This window comes from Arcicella rosea (assembly GCF_014204325.1).
Lineage (GTDB): Bacteria > Bacteroidota > Bacteroidia > Cytophagales > Spirosomataceae > Arcicella > Arcicella rosea_A.
In genome coordinates this window covers 12,478-27,978 of sequence record NZ_JACHKT010000008.1, presented here as the reverse complement: position 1 = coordinate 27,978, position 15,501 = coordinate 12,478, and the positions used below count along the sequence as shown (strand labels likewise).

Here is a 15,501-nt window from a genome sequence, read left to right as displayed (position 1 = left end):
GTACCTAAATCTCAAACACTAATTTTTTAGGAGCATTGATGATAGTTAATCACTCCATCCATATCCAATAATATTTATGGTGAATATTTCCCTTTTAAAAACATAAAAACAATTAGTCAATAAGGCTTTTTTGTAACTTCGAAAAAAAAATATTAAGCACTGTAAAATAAATGAGGTTGTTATGTCGGTTAAAGAACTGAGTTATATTAATCGCTAACATTCAAAACGCATCATTCATAATACATTATTCTTCCTTATATCATCTATGAAAAAGTTAAACCATCGTCTATTTCTTAGTTTTGTAGTGGTTGTTTCATTGATTACTTCTTTTGACATTGTTGCTCAACAAGATCAACTCTATATTACTTATCCAATGATGCCTCTGAACGTCAATCCAGCTTATGCGGGTAGTCGTGAAGTAGTGAGTGTGGCTGCTTTGTATCGTCGTCGTCCACTTTTTAGTACTGTTGGTGCGGCTTCAACCAATCAACAATATTTTAATTTCGATATGCCCATTGCCCAAGATAAAATGGGAATTGGTTTTCAAGCCTATAATGCCGAACAATTGATTGGTACAAATACAGGAGGAATTATCGGGAATTTGGGTTTGTATGGCGACTTTGCCTATCGTTTTGTTTTACCCAATGATGGTAAATTGGCTTTGGGCGTGCAAGCAGGCGTAACCCAAGTACCTGCTTTTATTACTTCAACTGGTGGAGGAATTGGCAGTACTAATTTTAATGCAAGCCTTGGTTTGGGTGTGTATTATCATAACGATGATTATTATGCGGGACTTTCTATGATGAATTTGAATGCTGATAAAACCCAATTTAGTCAGCCTACTTTTCTCACGGCAGGTTATGTTTTTCATTTCGACGACCAAGTACAACTAAAAACAGGCGTATTAGTCAGACGACTTTCCAATGCGTATAATACCCAAACGGATGTTGACTTTAACGCAACAGCATGGTTTAATAAGCGATTTGGTTTAGGGCTTTGGTATCAGAACACAGGTTCGGAATTTTCGGAGAATGCCTTTTTAGGTTCTTTGCAGATTCAATTCAGTAAAATTCAATTAGGATATGCTTATGACTTTAAAGGTAATCCAAATGGAGCAGTAGGAGCGAAGGAAGGCTTTCATCAAATCATGTTACGTTATGAATTTGATTCAGGCAATGGGAAATCGGGCGTATTTAGGTATTTCTAAGCCAGAAAGTATCCACTAAATTATAATAATGAAGCTTTATAACTCAGGAAAGTACGGGAATCCTAAAAAAGCTGAACGAATTGTATAAAATAATTAACTTTTGAAGTTATTATTGTACTTTGTAAAGAAAGATACCCTTTTGAAAGCATTAAAAGCTGTGCTATATAAATTTGGCATTCTTTCAATAAAAAACAAATAATTTTTATGTTTTAATTTGAAAGCATAGCTTAACTTTGCCATTGGAATAAAATTAGGTACAATAAAGTAAACAAATAACGATAGTCCCAATTCTGGTTACGTCATATTATAATGGATCAATTTTCATACATTGCCAATGCTGATACGGCAGCGATTTCTGACCTTTATGAGTCATATTTAAAAGACCCAAATTCGGTAGATACAAGTTGGCAAAACTTTTTCAAAGGTTTTGATTTTCACGCAAGTTGGAACAACGCTGAAGGCGTATCCGACGGCATAAAAAGCGGAAGCACTTCTTCGCCAGATAGTTCAACGGTTCAGAAGGAAATGGCTGTCATTAGCTTAATCAAAGCCTTTCGTTCACGTGGACACCTTCTCGCAAAAACCAATCCAATCCGTAATCGTAAAAACCGTCAGCCACGTTTGGATTTGAAAGATTATGCTCTTTCAGAAGCAGATTTAGATACAAATTTTCAAGCTGGAAACTTCTTGGGTATTGGTGCAGTTTCATTGCGTACAATTCTTGAATCTTTGAACAAGATTTATGCAGGTTCAGTAGGTTTTGAATATGCATATATCCGTGAGCCAGAAGTAAAAGAATGGTTACGTGCTAAAATCGAAAGAGAGGCTTTAGCATTTAATCCTTCTTTAGATGAAAAGAAACAAATCTTAACGAAACTGAATGAAGCCGTAGTTTTCGAGAACTTCTTGGGAACAAAGTATTTAGGTCAAAAACGATTTGGTTTGGAAGGTGGCGAAAGTACTATTCCTGCTTTAGATGCAATTATCAATCGTTCTGCTGAATTAGGCGTAAAAGAAGCCATGATTGGTATGGCACACCGTGGTCGTTTGAATGTGTTGGCTAACATCATGCACAAATCTTACGATGCTATTTTTGATGGTTTTGAAGGAAATCTTCCAGACCAAATTCATGGCGATGGTGACGTGAAGTATCACTTAGGATATTCATCAAAACATATTTCTCCTTCAGGTGTTGAAATTTCTTTGAAATTAGCACCAAACCCTTCACACTTAGAGGCTGTTAATCCATTAGTAGAAGGTTTCTGTCGTGCCAGAGCTGATGCTCATTACGAAGGAGATTATGATAAAATATTGCCAATTTTGATTCATGGAGATGCCGCCGTTGCTGGACAAGGTATCGTTTATGAAGTAACACAAATGGCAAAACTAAAAGGTTATGAAGTAGGTGGAACAATCCACTTTGTGATTAATAACCAAGTAGGTTTTACTACAGATTTTGAAGATGCACGTTCGTCAATTTATTGTACAGACGTTGCTAAAATCATTGATGCACCAGTATTCCACGTAAATGGAGACGACCCAGAAGCAGTAGTTTTCGTGTCGAAAATGGCAGCAGAGTTCCGTCAGCAATTCAACCGTGATGTATTTATTGATATGGTTTGTTACCGTAGAAATGGACACAACGAATCTGATGAACCACGTTTTACTCAGCCAACACTTTACGCAAATATTACGAATCACTTAAATCCAAGAGAGCTTTATATTCAAAAATTAATTGCTCGTGGTGATATTGATGCAAAATTGGCTTCTGAAATGGATTCAGAATTCAAAAGTGAATTACAAGCTCGTTTAGATTTAGTAAAACAAAAGATTCGTCCAGAATACCATCCATTAAAATTGGATAACCGTTGGGCTGAATTACGTTTTGCTGAATTAGCTGATTTTGATAATTCTCCAAATACAGGAATTGCCAAAGAAACAATTGATAAAATTGCGGTGGCACTTTCAAAATTGCCTACTGGTTTTAGTGCCTTGAAGCAAATTGAAAAAGTATTAGCAGATAGAAAAGCATTCTTTGATAATGGCGTATTGAACTGGGCAACTGCGGAGGCTTTGGCTTATGGTTCTATTTTATTAGATGGAAATACTGTAAGAGTATCTGGGCAAGATGTACAGAGAGGTACTTTCTCTCATCGTCATGCTGTTTTACATGATGCCAATACGAATGAATCATATACTTCTTTGAATTATATTGAAGAAGGACAAGAGCAATTACAAATCTATAACTCATTACTTTCAGAGTATGCAGTATTAGGTTTTGAGTTTGGTTATGCTTTGGCAAATCCGAATGCTTTAGTGATTTGGGAAGCTCAATTTGGTGATTTCTCGAATGGAGCCCAAACAATGATTGACCAATTTATTGCTTCTTGTGAATCTAAATGGGGAACAATGAATGCCTTGGTGATGCAATTGCCACATGGTTATGAAGGACAAGGCCCAGAACATTCAAATGCTCGTCCAGAAAGATATTTACAATTAGCGGCAGAAGAGAACATCGTAGTAACTAACCTTACCACACCAGCAAACCTTTTCCATGCTTTGCGTCGTCAATTAGCTTGGGAATTCCGTAAGCCATTGGTGATGATGTCTCCGAAATCTTTATTCCGTCATCCTAAAGTAGTTTCTCCAATCAGCGAATTCACCGATGGAAAATTTGAAGAAGTTTACGGAGATACTTTTGTAGATGCTAAGAAAGTGAAGAAAGTATTGCTTTGTACAGGTAAAGTATATTTTGATTTGTTGGAAAAACAAGCCAAAGATAGCCGTACAGATGTAGCGATTGTTCGTGTAGAACAATTACATCCTTTCCCTGCTAAAAAAGTTCAGTCAGAATTAGATAAATATCCAAAAGCAAAAGTATTCTGGGTACAAGAAGAACCAGAAAACATGGGATATTGGTCGTTTGTAATTCGTGAATTTGGTTGGAAACCATTTGAAGGATTAGTAGCTCGTAAAAAATCAGCTTCACCAGCAACAGGTTTCTTGAAAATTCATAATGAAGAACAAGCAGCTTTAGTAGAAAGAGCATTCTCATAAATTTAACCGATGTAGATTACTGATTCTAGGATGAGTAATCTACATTCTTTTTTATATTATCTAAGTATTTTAATCATATAGTTTTGGTTTTTAGAGGTATCAGCATTCTAAAATCTAAATTCTAAATTATAAAATCAGAATATGGCAATTGAAATGAAAGTACCGCCAGTGGGCGAGTCAATAACAGAGGTAACTATCGCCGCTTGGAATAAGAAAGACGGAGATGTTGTTAAAATGGATGAAGTTTTGTGTGAACTAGAATCAGACAAAGCGACCTTTGAACTCCCTGCCGAAGCAGAAGGCGTCTTGAAAATCGTTGCAAAAGAAGGTGAAACTTTGCCTATCGGTGCTGTTATCTGTACAATAGAAACAGTTGGTGGACAAACTGCTGTTGCTCCTTCAGCTCCAGTTGTTGAAGCAGTAGCAACTCCTGCAGCCGCACCAGTAGCCAGTGCAGAACCTGCAAAAACGATTGAAATCAAAGTTCCAGCTGTTGGTGAATCAATCACAGAAGTAACAGTATCTTCTTGGAACAAAAAAGAAGGAGATTCTGTAAATATGGACGAAGTACTATGTGAACTAGAATCTGATAAAGCAACATTTGAACTTCCTGCTGAAGCAACAGGAACATTACATATTGTAGCCGAAGCTGGTACAACATTAGCAATCGGTGGCTTAGTAGCTACGATTACCGTAGGTGCAGGTTCAGCAGTTGCAGCTCCAGTAGCATCTACTCCAGCTCCAGCAGCATCAGCACCAGTAGCATCTTCATCAAGCTATGCGGCAGGTCATGCTTCACCAGCAGCTGCGAAAGCATTAGCTGAAAAAGGAATCGACCCTGCAACTGTTGAAGGTTCAGGCGTAGGTGGAAGAATTACAAAAGAAGATGCACAATCAGCTCAAAAACCAGCACCAGCTCCAGCGGCTGCACCTGCCAAAGCAGCAGAGCCAGCACCAGTAGCTTCTGCTTCAGGAAATAGAGTTGATAGAGCTGAGAAAATGACTTCTTTGCGTAAAACAGTAGCTCGTCGTTTGGTTCAAGTGAAAAACGAAACAGCGATGCTAACGACTTTCAACGAAGTAGATATGAAACCAATCATGGATCTTCGTGGAAAATACAAAGATAAATTCAAAGAGAAACATGGTGTTGGTTTAGGCTTTATGTCGTTCTTTACAAAAGCAGTTTGTGTAGCTTTAAAAGAATTCCCAGCAGTAAATGCTTCAATTGATGGCGATTCAATTATCTTCCATGATTATTGTGATATTTCAATTGCGGTTTCTGCTCCAAAAGGATTGGTTGTTCCAGTTATTAGAAATGCTGAACAATTATCTTTAGCAGGAATTGAATCAGAAGTAATTCGTTTAGCTTTAAAAGCAAGAGATAATAAATTGACTTTACCAGAAATGACTGGTGGAACGTTTACTATCACTAACGGTGGTGTATTTGGTTCAATGTTATCAACGCCAATTATTAATGCTCCACAATCAGCAATTTTAGGTATGCACAACATCGTTGAGCGTGCTGTAGTAGTTGGTGGACAAGTAGTAGTTCGTCCGATAATGTATCTTGCTCTTTCTTATGACCATAGAATTATTGATGGTAGAGAATCAGTTTCATTCTTGGTAAGAGTAAAACAATTACTTGAAGATCCAACACGTTTATTGTTAGATGTATAGATAAAGGCTGATGGCTTACAGTTATCAGCAATCAGAGAAGATAGCTAAAGATTCTTTATTCTATAAAGAGTTTTTAGCTATCTTTTTATGAAAGTAAAATAAGATTACCCATTTTATAATAAAGTAAATCAACTTATAAATGATGGCAATTAGTGAATACCTGAATGCCAGAAGCTAATAATATGCAATACGACGTAATAGTAATCGGTTCTGGGCCGGGTGGCTATGTAGCTGCAATCCGTGCCGCACAATTAGGCAACAAAACTGCCATCATTGAGAAATATTCAGTTTTGGGCGGTACTTGCCTTAATGTAGGTTGTATTCCTTCAAAAGCACTTTTAGATTCTTCTGAGCATTTTCATAATGCTGCTCATACTTTTGCTGACCACGGTATCGAAATCTCTGCTCCGAAAATCAATATCGAGCAAATGATTAACCGTAAGGCTGGAGTGGTGAAGAAAATGAACGACGGTATCAATTTCTTAATGAAGAAAAACAAGATTACTGTTTATAATGGTCTTGGTTCTTTCGTTGATAAAAGTACTGTGAACGTTGCTAAGGCAGATGGAACTTCAGAACAAATTACTGGTAAAAATATCATCATTGCGACGGGTTCAAAACCAACTGTTTTACCTTTTATTCCAGTAGATAAAACAAGAATCATTACTTCAACAGAAGCTTTGAATTTGAAAGAAGTACCAAAACACTTAGTGGTAATTGGTGCAGGAGTAATTGGTGCTGAATTAGGTTCGGTTTATGCTCGTTTGGGTGCAAAAGTAAGTTTTGTTGAATTTGCTGATTCGATGATTCCTACAATGGACAAAACGATGGGTAAAGAATTGCAAAAATCTATCAAGAAATTAGGGGCTGAATATTACTTCTCTCATAAAGTTACTGGTGTTGTAAACAATGGAGATGATGTAACAGTAACAGCAAGAAATTCAAAAGACGAAGAAGTCCAAATCACAGGTGATTATGTATTGGTTTGTATTGGTCGTCGTCCATTTACAGAAGGTTTAAATCTTGAAGCAGCAGGTTTAACAACTGAGCGTGGCAAGATTGAAGTAGATGAGCATACTTTACAAACAAAAGTACCGGGAATTTATGCCATTGGTGATGTAATTCGTGGTGCAATGTTGGCACATAAAGCTGAAGAAGAAGGCGTTTTTGTCGCAGAAACTATCGCAGGACAAAAACCACACATCAATTATAATTTGATTCCAGGTGTTGTTTATACTTGGCCAGAAGTGGCATCGGTTGGTAAAACAGAAGAAGAATTGAAAACTGCTGGAAAAGCGTATAAAGTAGGTTCGTTTCCATTCAAAGCCTTAGGTCGTGCTACGGCTTCTGGTGATACTGATGGTTTGGTAAAAGTATTGGCAGATAAAGTAACAGACGAAATCTTGGGTGTTCATATCATTGGAGCAAGAGCAGCCGATATGATTGCCGAAGCAGTAGTTGCGATGGAGTACCGTGCAAGTGCTGAAGATGTAGCAAGAATGTCGCACTCGCACCCAACTTATACAGAAGCGATGAAAGAAGCTTGTTTAGCAGCTACTGAAAACCGTGCGATTCATTCGTAATCTAAGAATAAATGATAAAAATCAAAGGCTTGGAGGGTTGTCCCTCCAAGCCTTTTTTGTTAGCTTTGAGGAAATTAACCAAAAATAATCATGAAAAAATCATCTTTAAATTTCACTTCCTTTTATAAATACACGTTTCTTTTTGTGGTAACCTTATTTTTGAATGCTTGTTCTTCCAAGCCAAATCAAGAAAGTAAGGCAGATTCTTCAGTCGTTATTCAGAAAGCTAAGAAAGAAGTTATTACCAGAAACAGTACTGAAAAAAGTGAAGGGATGTTTCTGGAAGATATTTTAGCTTGTGTAAGTTTTGATGGATTAGTCAAAAAATATGGTGAAGCGAATATCAAAAAAGAAGTAATGATAGAAACTGGAGAAGGACAGTTTAAAGTAACAAAGCTTTTTCCTGATACAGAAAAAGAAGTAGAAATCTATTGGAAAGATGGTAAAGAGTATCAGCAAATTCAGGATGTAATTATTAGAGTTAGATTTACAAAGGATGAAAAAACGGATTTGAGTTCACCTTGGTCTTCAAAAGATGGAATTCATCTTGGTATGCCATTGTCTGAGATTGTTCAGCTAAATGGAAAAACATTCACCATTACTGGTTTTGGTTGGGATTTAGGTGGAAGTGTTGTGAGTTGGGAAGGTGGAAAGTTGGCCAATAAAAATATTAATCTTCGCTTCAACGATTTTTCTGATAATAATGGTGGATTAACTGATGCAGAATTTACTGCGATTTCAGGAGAATTGGAATTTGATGTTTTACATGCTTCTATCAAAAAGTTAAATCCTTTAGTTGATCAAGTTTCTGTTTTTATCAAGCCAGAAATCAGTAAAGATTTAGGTCAAAAAATGGTGAAAGAAGTAGAGGCAAAGCAGATGAAAAAGTAGATTTTATGGACAGAAGGACTTGAAGACTAGACGACTAAAAGAAACTTGAATTTATAATGTTGAAAGTCTTCAACCCATTCAATCTTTAAGCCCTTTAGTCCTCAAGTCTTACAGTCTTTACTTTAATTTTTCATTCTCCAAATGTCGAGTAGCATCTCGTTTGGTCTTTTTATCTAAGTTTTTTTGTAAAGCTTCTGTGAGATTGATGCCCGTTTGGTTAGCCAAACAAATCAGCACAAATAAAACATCCGCCATCTCATCACCTAAATCTTTGGCTTTGTCAGATTCTTTTTCAGATTGTTCTCCGTATCGACGAGCGATAATTCTGGCTACTTCTCCAACTTCTTCTGTAAGCATTGCCATGTTCGTTAGTTCATTGAAATAACGAACACCAATAGTCTTTATCCAATTATCAACGGTACTTTGTGCTTCTTCTATGGTCATTTTTGATGAATGGTTTTATTAAAAAAACTACCCATAAATCCACCAAATAAACAAGGTAATGGCGAAATATAAGTAGAGAATTGATTGATATTTGGAAATTTGGCTGACATACCCAATAATTGTGCAATAAAGAAACCCGCAAAAATGCCAGCCGTCAATTGTATGGCAGAAATCCAACCTTTTTGTGGTTGTAAATAACCCAATAACAAAGCTGAAAGAAGTATGACAAAAAGTGGCCAATGTACCACATCAGCATTCAGATTTACCACAACAATAATGATGGTAGCGATTAGTGTGAAGATGGTATTTCGTATCATTATAAAATACTTAAATCTTGTTTTTTGAATCGATAAGAATAGTAACTGGGCCATCGTTAACAAGCGATACTTTCATATCGGCACCGAATTCTCCTGTTTGTATATCTTTATCTAAGTCTTTGGATAATTGCTTAATCATTTGCTCGTACAAAGGAATCGCAATTTCTGGTCGGGCGGCATCAATAAAACTTGGACGATTTCCTTTCTTAGTACTTGCGTGTAAAGTAAATTGACTGATTAATAGAATATCACCATTTACAGATTTTAGGTCAAGATTCATTTTTCCATCTTCATCTGAAAAAATCCTCATGCCAATAATTTTCTTAGAAAGCCATTCTACATCTTCTAGTGTATCGTCATGAGTAATGCCTAACAAGATTAAAAATCCTGTTTGAATACTGCCCTTTATTTTTTCTTCAATTTTTACAGAAGCTTCCGAAACTCTTTGTATTACTGCAATCATAATTACATCAATAAATAAACAATCAATAAATACACCCCATATCCCAATAAATCATTGGTAGTTGTAATAAATGGCCCTGAAGCTATAGCAGGATTAATGTCGAATTTGTTCAATACCAATGGCGTTAATGTTCCCATAAATGAAGCTAAGAGTACCACAGAAAAGATAGAGAGCGATACCGTTATGGATAACTGTACATTGGCACTATCAACAATTAGTGAACCGAAAAACGCAAAAATACCAGCAATGATAGCATTGAAAAAAGCTACTTTTAGAACCTTCAAGAGACGTTCGCTAAGGGATATATCAATACCCGATTTATCAGCCAAACTTTGTACAATGATTGAAGATGACTGAACGCCAACATTTCCACCTGTTGAGCCAATTAAAGGAATGAAAAAAGCTACTGCTGGAATTTTTGATAGCAAATCTTCAAAATTATGGATTAATCTTGCTGCAAAGAAACTCCCAACCATTCCTCCAAGTAGCCAAGGTAAACGTGAACGAACCAAACGCCAAACGCTGTCATCTTCTTCAACATCTTCCGAAATACCTGTCATCGCTTGTACGTCTTCTTGAGCCGATTCTGTGATAAAATCGACCACGTCATCAATCGTAATTCTACCCAATAATCGTCCTTGGATATTCACAACTGGTACTGCTTCTAAATCGTATTTCTGCATGACATCGGCTACTTCCTCACCTTTGGCTGTTGTTTTTACAGAAACAATATTTTCATCATAAATATCGGCCACTCTTGCACCTCTTTTAGCAAGAATTATTTTCTTCAAAGAAACTCTGCCAAGTAAAATACTCTCATCATCGACTACATAAACAGAAGATACATTTTCAACATCTTCGGCTTGTCTTCTGATTTCCTCAATACATTCAGTAATCGACTGTTTGATGTTGATTTTGATTAACTCTTTTTGCATCAAACCACCCGCAGAATCTTCATCATAGTGCATCAAATCGTTAACAAAACGAGCTTGTTCTCTGTCTTTCAACAAACCAATAATGTCTTCAGAAATATCTTTGGGTTGTTCGTTCAGAATATCAACGGCATCATCAGAATCCAACACATCAACATACTCTGCAATTTCCATTGCCGTAAAATTCTTGAGGAATTTTTTACGGTCATCAGCGTCAAGATTTGTGATGATTTCAGCACCAAGCTTTTTATCCAATAATCTTACCAAATAATGAGCTTCTTCGCCTTCCAATTCATACAAAATATTGGTTATATCTGCTGGATATAACTCTTCCATTTCAGCAATGATTAAATCATTTTCTTGCTGATTGATGGCAGTTTGTATTTTCTCTAAATATTCCTTTGTGAGTTCAAAAGGAGTAAGTTCAAAAGGTTGTTGATTAGTTGGTTCCATGATTTTGTCGTCACAAATAATGCTATTTGATTTGACTATATAATTTATAGGCTTCTATTCAATAATTGGACTGTTTGCTTCTGCCAAACGAGTTAATTCTAGAAAATCAGCTACAGATAATTGTTCGGCTCTTTTATTCAAAAACGGGTTTTCGGGTAATTGTAATGCTTTCAGAGCATTTCGGAGTGTTTTGCGGCGTTGATTAAATCCCATTTTTACAATGGCTTTAAACTTACTTTCTGATACGCCTAAATCAGATACATTATTTCTTTTCAGGCGAATTACACCAGAATTCACTTTTGGTGGTGGCGAAAATACTTCTGGCCCTAATGAAAAACAATATTCAATATCATAGAAAGCTTGCAGTAATACGCTCAAAATTCCGTAATCTTTATTGCCAGGTTTTGAGGCAATTCTTACTGCTACTTCTTTCTGGAACATTCCTGCGATTTCTGGTACAAAATCTTTATAATCAAGTACTTTGAATAAAATCTGAGATGAAATATTATATGGGAAATTTCCAACGATTCCGAATTTTTTTCCACCGAAAAAAGTCGATAAATCTAAATGTAAGAAATCGGCTGAATGAATTCTGCCTTTTAATGTTGGATAATGTATATTGAGGTATTCAACTGATTCTCTGTCTAATTCAACAACGGAAGTTTGGTATTCGGTATGTTGTAATAAATATTGAGTAAGTACGCCCATTCCTGGTCCAATTTCCAGTACTTGGTCATAACCGCCATGAAGCGACATCAACTCTACAATTTTCTGTGCTGCCTCTAAATCTCTTAGAAAATGTTGCCCTAGACTTTTTTTAGCTCTTACGTCTTTCAATGATTCTGTCGTTGGTTTTTGGATGATAAATAATGTTAAAAAGACTAATGAATTGCTTTTATTCCTTAAAATTACGCCGTTTTTTGTACTTTTAAGATAAAATTTCGTTAAAATCGAAAAGGAAAATAACCAAGAACTAAAAGCTATGCGTTGGTCTCATAAAACTAAAGAAGAATTAATCATAGAAATTCGTCACCTCAAAAAAGAATTAAGAGTATTAGAAGTCAATGAAAGAGCAGGCGAAATGCGACCTTCAATGGCATCTGAACTTGAAAAAGCAGTAGAGAATCTTAATTTGGTGGGAATGGTGTTGGAGGATAATGGGACGATTGTGTATTGTAACCCTTTTTCAATCAGGATGTTGGGCTACCAATTAGATGAATTGATTGGGAAAAACTTTTTTGACGTTTTAGTGCCGAGTGAAGAAAAAGTACAAAGAATTACTTCTTTTCAAGACGCTATGGAAAAAGGAGGCTTGTTCGACCAAAAGGAAAGAACAATGCTTGCCAAATCTGGTCAATTAAAATATGTTGAATTAAATTCTACCATTTTCAACGACGCTGGAGAAGATATTAGATATTTAACCATCATTGGTGAAGACGTTACTGAACGAAGAAAAGTAGCAGAAGCATTGGCTCGTTCAAATGCACAATTGCAAGATTTAATTACCAATACAACCGACTTAATTCAAATCACAAGTATTTCTGGAAGGTTTTTGTACGTCAATAAATCATGGTTAGAAACCATGGGGTATGAATCGAACGAATTAGCTTCTTTGCGTTTGAAAGATATTCTGCATCCAGATTTTGCCAATGATGCTCTTCAAAAATTTGAGAAAGTAAAAAGCGGAGCAAATATGCCCGACTTCGAGGTCGTTTTTAGAAGAAAAGACGGTCGCCGACTTTACTTGGCAGGCTCTGTTAACTGTCGATTTGAAAAAGATGTCCCAACAGCTTTTCGTTGTATTTTTCATAACTCAACTGCAAAAGTAAGAGCTGAGCGTGCTTCTAAATTATATTCAAGTATTGCTCAGGCAACGATTCGTTCTACCAATTTAGATGATTTATTCGTAAACATTCATAAAGAATTGGGCGAGGTAATTGATGTGAAAAACTTCTTTATTGCTCAGTACGACTCAGCAAAATCTTTCCTGTACTTCCCATATTATGTAGATGAGTATTTTGATAATCGGGTGCATTTTACCAAAAGAAAATTGGGAAATGGACTGACAGAATACGCCATTGCAGCCAACAGACCATTGATTTTGCGAGATGAAGACATTTTTAAATTGGCGGAAGACAAAACGATTTATCTCTATGGCGTAGTACCAAAAGTAATGATTTGCGTGCCTTTGCGGATTGGCAATAAAGTAACAGGAATCATCGGTTTGAAATCGTATGAACGCCAAAATAAGTATGAGCAACGAGATTTAGAATTATTGGACTTTATCTCTGGACAAGTAGCTTTGGCTATTGCCAGAAAACAAGCCGAAGATATTTTAGCTCGTGAAACCGCTCGTTTAAATGCCATTATCGAAGGGAGTTCGCACTTAATGTGGTCGGTAAACCGAAAAATGTTGTTGACTTCTTTCAATAAAGAGTATTCTCAATTAATTGAAAGACAACTAGCCGTAAAACCACAATTGATGTTAAGTACTGAAAAAGTAGGTTTTAGAATGGTTTCATCAGCTGACAGGAGAGTACTTGAAGAAAAATATAAAGCTGCTTTTAGAGGTGAGCAACAGCATTTTGAAGTAAAATTAGATTCGGACGATGGTAATCCTAATTGGATTGAAATCTATCTCAATCCGATATTTCTGAACAATGGAATGATTGAAGAAGTATCTGGTATTGGGCGTGATATTACTGATTTGAAGAAATATCAGCAAGATATTGTAAAAGCAAAAGATGAAGCAGAACGTTCGTTGAAAGTAAAAGAAAGATTTTTGGCGAATATGAGTCACGAAATCAGAACACCGATGAACGGAGTAATCGGTATGATTGATTTATTGAACGATACCGTTTTAGATATTGAACAAAAAGATTATGTTCAAACCATTAAAAAATCTTCAGAAACGCTTTTACATATTCTGAACGACATTTTAGATTTAGCAAAAATCGAAGCAGGGAAAATGGCTTTGCATGAAGCTCCAATCGTTTTCAAAGATGTTTTTGATAGGTTACAAGCACTTTTCTCACAAATTGCAGCCAATAAAGGCAATAGAATTATTTGTGAATTTGGCGAAAATTTACCCGAATTTGTGATTGCAGATGAAACTCGTTTGTTACAAATTTTGTCAAATCTTACCTCAAATGCTTTGAAATTTACTGAAAATGGAACAGTAGAAATCAAAGTGAATTTGGTAGAAAAAAGAGGGAAATTCAATAGAATTAAAGTAGAAATTAAAGATTCAGGCATTGGCATCACCGAAGAAAATTTGAAAATGCTCTTCAATGCTTTTCAACAAGTTGATAATTCAACGAAGAAATCATTCGGAGGAACAGGTTTAGGTTTAGCGATTTCTAAAGAGCTTTGTCGTTTGATGAAAGGTGAAATTGGTGTGCATTCTGATTGGGGCAAAGGTTCTACTTTTTGGTTTATCATCGAAATCAAACAAACCGATATTAGCCCAATGATGGCTAAAAAAGACGAAGTAGCGTTCCAAGTACTTGGTCATTTTAGTGATATTACGCCATATATTTTATTGGTTGATGATAATGCGACTAACCGAAAAGTAGCCAGTGAAATCATGAGAAAATCAGGTTGTGAAGTAATTACAGCCGATTCTGGCAAAAAAGCAATTGCTTTGGTTGAAACTTCTTTGCTTGAAAAACCATTTGATGTGATCTTCATGGATATTCAAATGCCTGAAATGGATGGCGTAGAAACGACGCATCATTTAAGAGCTTTATCGGATAATCTTCCGCCAATCATTGCTATGACGGCCTATGCCATGCGTGAAGACCGTGACCGTTTTATGGCAAATGGTATGAACGATTATGTTCCGAAACCAATCAGAGCTGAAATTTTGGTTAGAAAAGTACGAGAATGGATTGAAAGAGGAAATTCACATAAAAAACATGCTGTTAAAACTGTAACAAAATCAGAGCTTTCTAAACCAGAAAGTACTTCTACGCTTATTGAAAAGCCAAAGGAAAATACTCAAACCGCCATTTCTTTGGATGCTTTTCCTGTACTTGACCAAGAAATTATCAAGCAATTGGCGAATAGTGTTGGCGGTGATATGACTTTTGTCAGTTCAATTCTTGAAGGATTTGAAGAAGAAGCCACCGAGCAAATTCAATTGGCTATTGAAGGTTTTCATGCAAGTAATTGCAAACAAGTACAAAGTGAATTACATACGCTGAAAGGAAATTCAGGTACTTTAGGAGCGGCACGATTACACGAAATCACTAGAATTATTGAAGAGAAAGCTAAACATTGCGATTTTACTTTCTTTGAAAAAGAAGTACTGATTTTACAGGAAGAATTTGAATCCTTTAAAATTGCCTACAAAAAGCTATAAAAAAAAGGATACAATGCTTCGGCAGAGTATCCTTCAACTTAATTTTTTCTGCTACAGACTTAAACCCAGAATAATACTGAGCTTTTAAGTTAACCAATAGTTTGGTTGATGATT

At 36.0% G+C, this 15,501-nt stretch carries 11 protein-coding genes; 6 read left to right on the top strand and 5 right to left on the bottom strand.

What is annotated here, in order from left to right:
• The first annotated feature begins 265 nt into the window (after nt 1–265).
• The 5 genes from HNP25_RS07130 to HNP25_RS07110 all read left to right on the top strand — a co-directional run bounded on the left by HNP25_RS07130 (nt 266) and on the right by HNP25_RS07110 (nt 8,415).
• Nucleotides 266–1,207: a PorP/SprF family type IX secretion system membrane protein gene (locus HNP25_RS07130; RefSeq protein ID WP_184132519.1), complete on the top strand. Its 942-nt coding sequence runs from the start codon at nt 266–268 to the stop codon at nt 1,205–1,207.
• A gap of 309 nt (nt 1,208–1,516) precedes the next feature.
• On the top strand, nt 1,517–4,264 hold the full coding sequence (locus HNP25_RS07125) for a 2-oxoglutarate dehydrogenase E1 component (RefSeq protein WP_184132515.1): 2,748 nt from the start codon (nt 1,517–1,519) through the stop codon (nt 4,262–4,264).
• 141 nt (nt 4,265–4,405) lie between these two features.
• The gene (gene odhB, locus HNP25_RS07120; protein WP_184132512.1) at nt 4,406–5,941 is read left to right on the top strand and encodes a 2-oxoglutarate dehydrogenase complex dihydrolipoyllysine-residue succinyltransferase; all 1,536 of its coding nucleotides are present in this window, start codon (nt 4,406–4,408) and stop codon (nt 5,939–5,941) included.
• Between the two features lie 182 nt (nt 5,942–6,123).
• The gene (lpdA, locus tag HNP25_RS07115) at nt 6,124–7,524 is read left to right on the top strand and encodes a dihydrolipoyl dehydrogenase (RefSeq protein WP_184132509.1); all 1,401 of its coding nucleotides are present in this window, start codon (nt 6,124–6,126) and stop codon (nt 7,522–7,524) included.
• A 90-nt stretch (nt 7,525–7,614) separates the two neighbouring features.
• A complete protein-coding gene (locus tag HNP25_RS07110) occupies nt 7,615–8,415 on the top strand; it encodes a hypothetical protein (protein WP_184132507.1) in 801 nt (266 codons plus the stop codon).
• A 117-nt stretch (nt 8,416–8,532) separates the two neighbouring features.
• Here HNP25_RS07110 and HNP25_RS07105 read toward each other — a convergent pair whose 3' ends face one another.
• From HNP25_RS07105 to rsmA, 5 genes are read right to left on the bottom strand one after another with little or no spacing between them, the layout of a single operon-like run.
• Nucleotides 8,533–8,859: a nucleotide pyrophosphohydrolase gene (locus HNP25_RS07105; protein ID WP_184132504.1), complete on the bottom strand. Its 327-nt coding sequence runs from the start codon at nt 8,857–8,859 to the stop codon at nt 8,533–8,535.
• On the bottom strand, nt 8,856–9,176 hold the full coding sequence (locus HNP25_RS07100) for a hypothetical protein (RefSeq protein ID WP_184132502.1): 321 nt from the start codon (nt 9,174–9,176) through the stop codon (nt 8,856–8,858). The genes HNP25_RS07105 and HNP25_RS07100 overlap by 4 nt, the downstream gene beginning before the upstream one ends.
• 10 nt (nt 9,177–9,186) lie before the next feature.
• Nucleotides 9,187–9,639, bottom strand: a complete 453-nt coding sequence (dtd, locus tag HNP25_RS07095) for a D-aminoacyl-tRNA deacylase (protein WP_184132499.1) — start codon at nt 9,637–9,639, stop codon at nt 9,187–9,189.
• 2 nt (nt 9,640–9,641) lie between these two features.
• On the bottom strand, nt 9,642–11,024 hold the full coding sequence (mgtE, locus tag HNP25_RS07090; RefSeq protein WP_184132496.1) for a magnesium transporter: 1,383 nt from the start codon (nt 11,022–11,024) through the stop codon (nt 9,642–9,644).
• A 54-nt stretch (nt 11,025–11,078) separates the two neighbouring features.
• Nucleotides 11,079–11,861, bottom strand: coding sequence for a 16S rRNA (adenine(1518)-N(6)/adenine(1519)-N(6))-dimethyltransferase RsmA (gene rsmA, locus HNP25_RS07085; RefSeq protein ID WP_184132493.1), 783 nt, complete (start codon nt 11,859–11,861; stop codon nt 11,079–11,081).
• Nucleotides 11,862–12,006: 145 nt separating this feature from the next.
• Here rsmA and HNP25_RS07080 point away from each other — a divergent pair, with 145 nt between their 5' ends.
• The gene (locus HNP25_RS07080; RefSeq protein WP_229202813.1) at nt 12,007–15,387 is read left to right on the top strand and encodes a PAS domain S-box protein; all 3,381 of its coding nucleotides are present in this window, start codon (nt 12,007–12,009) and stop codon (nt 15,385–15,387) included.
• The last annotated feature ends 114 nt before the right edge of the window (nt 15,388–15,501 follow it).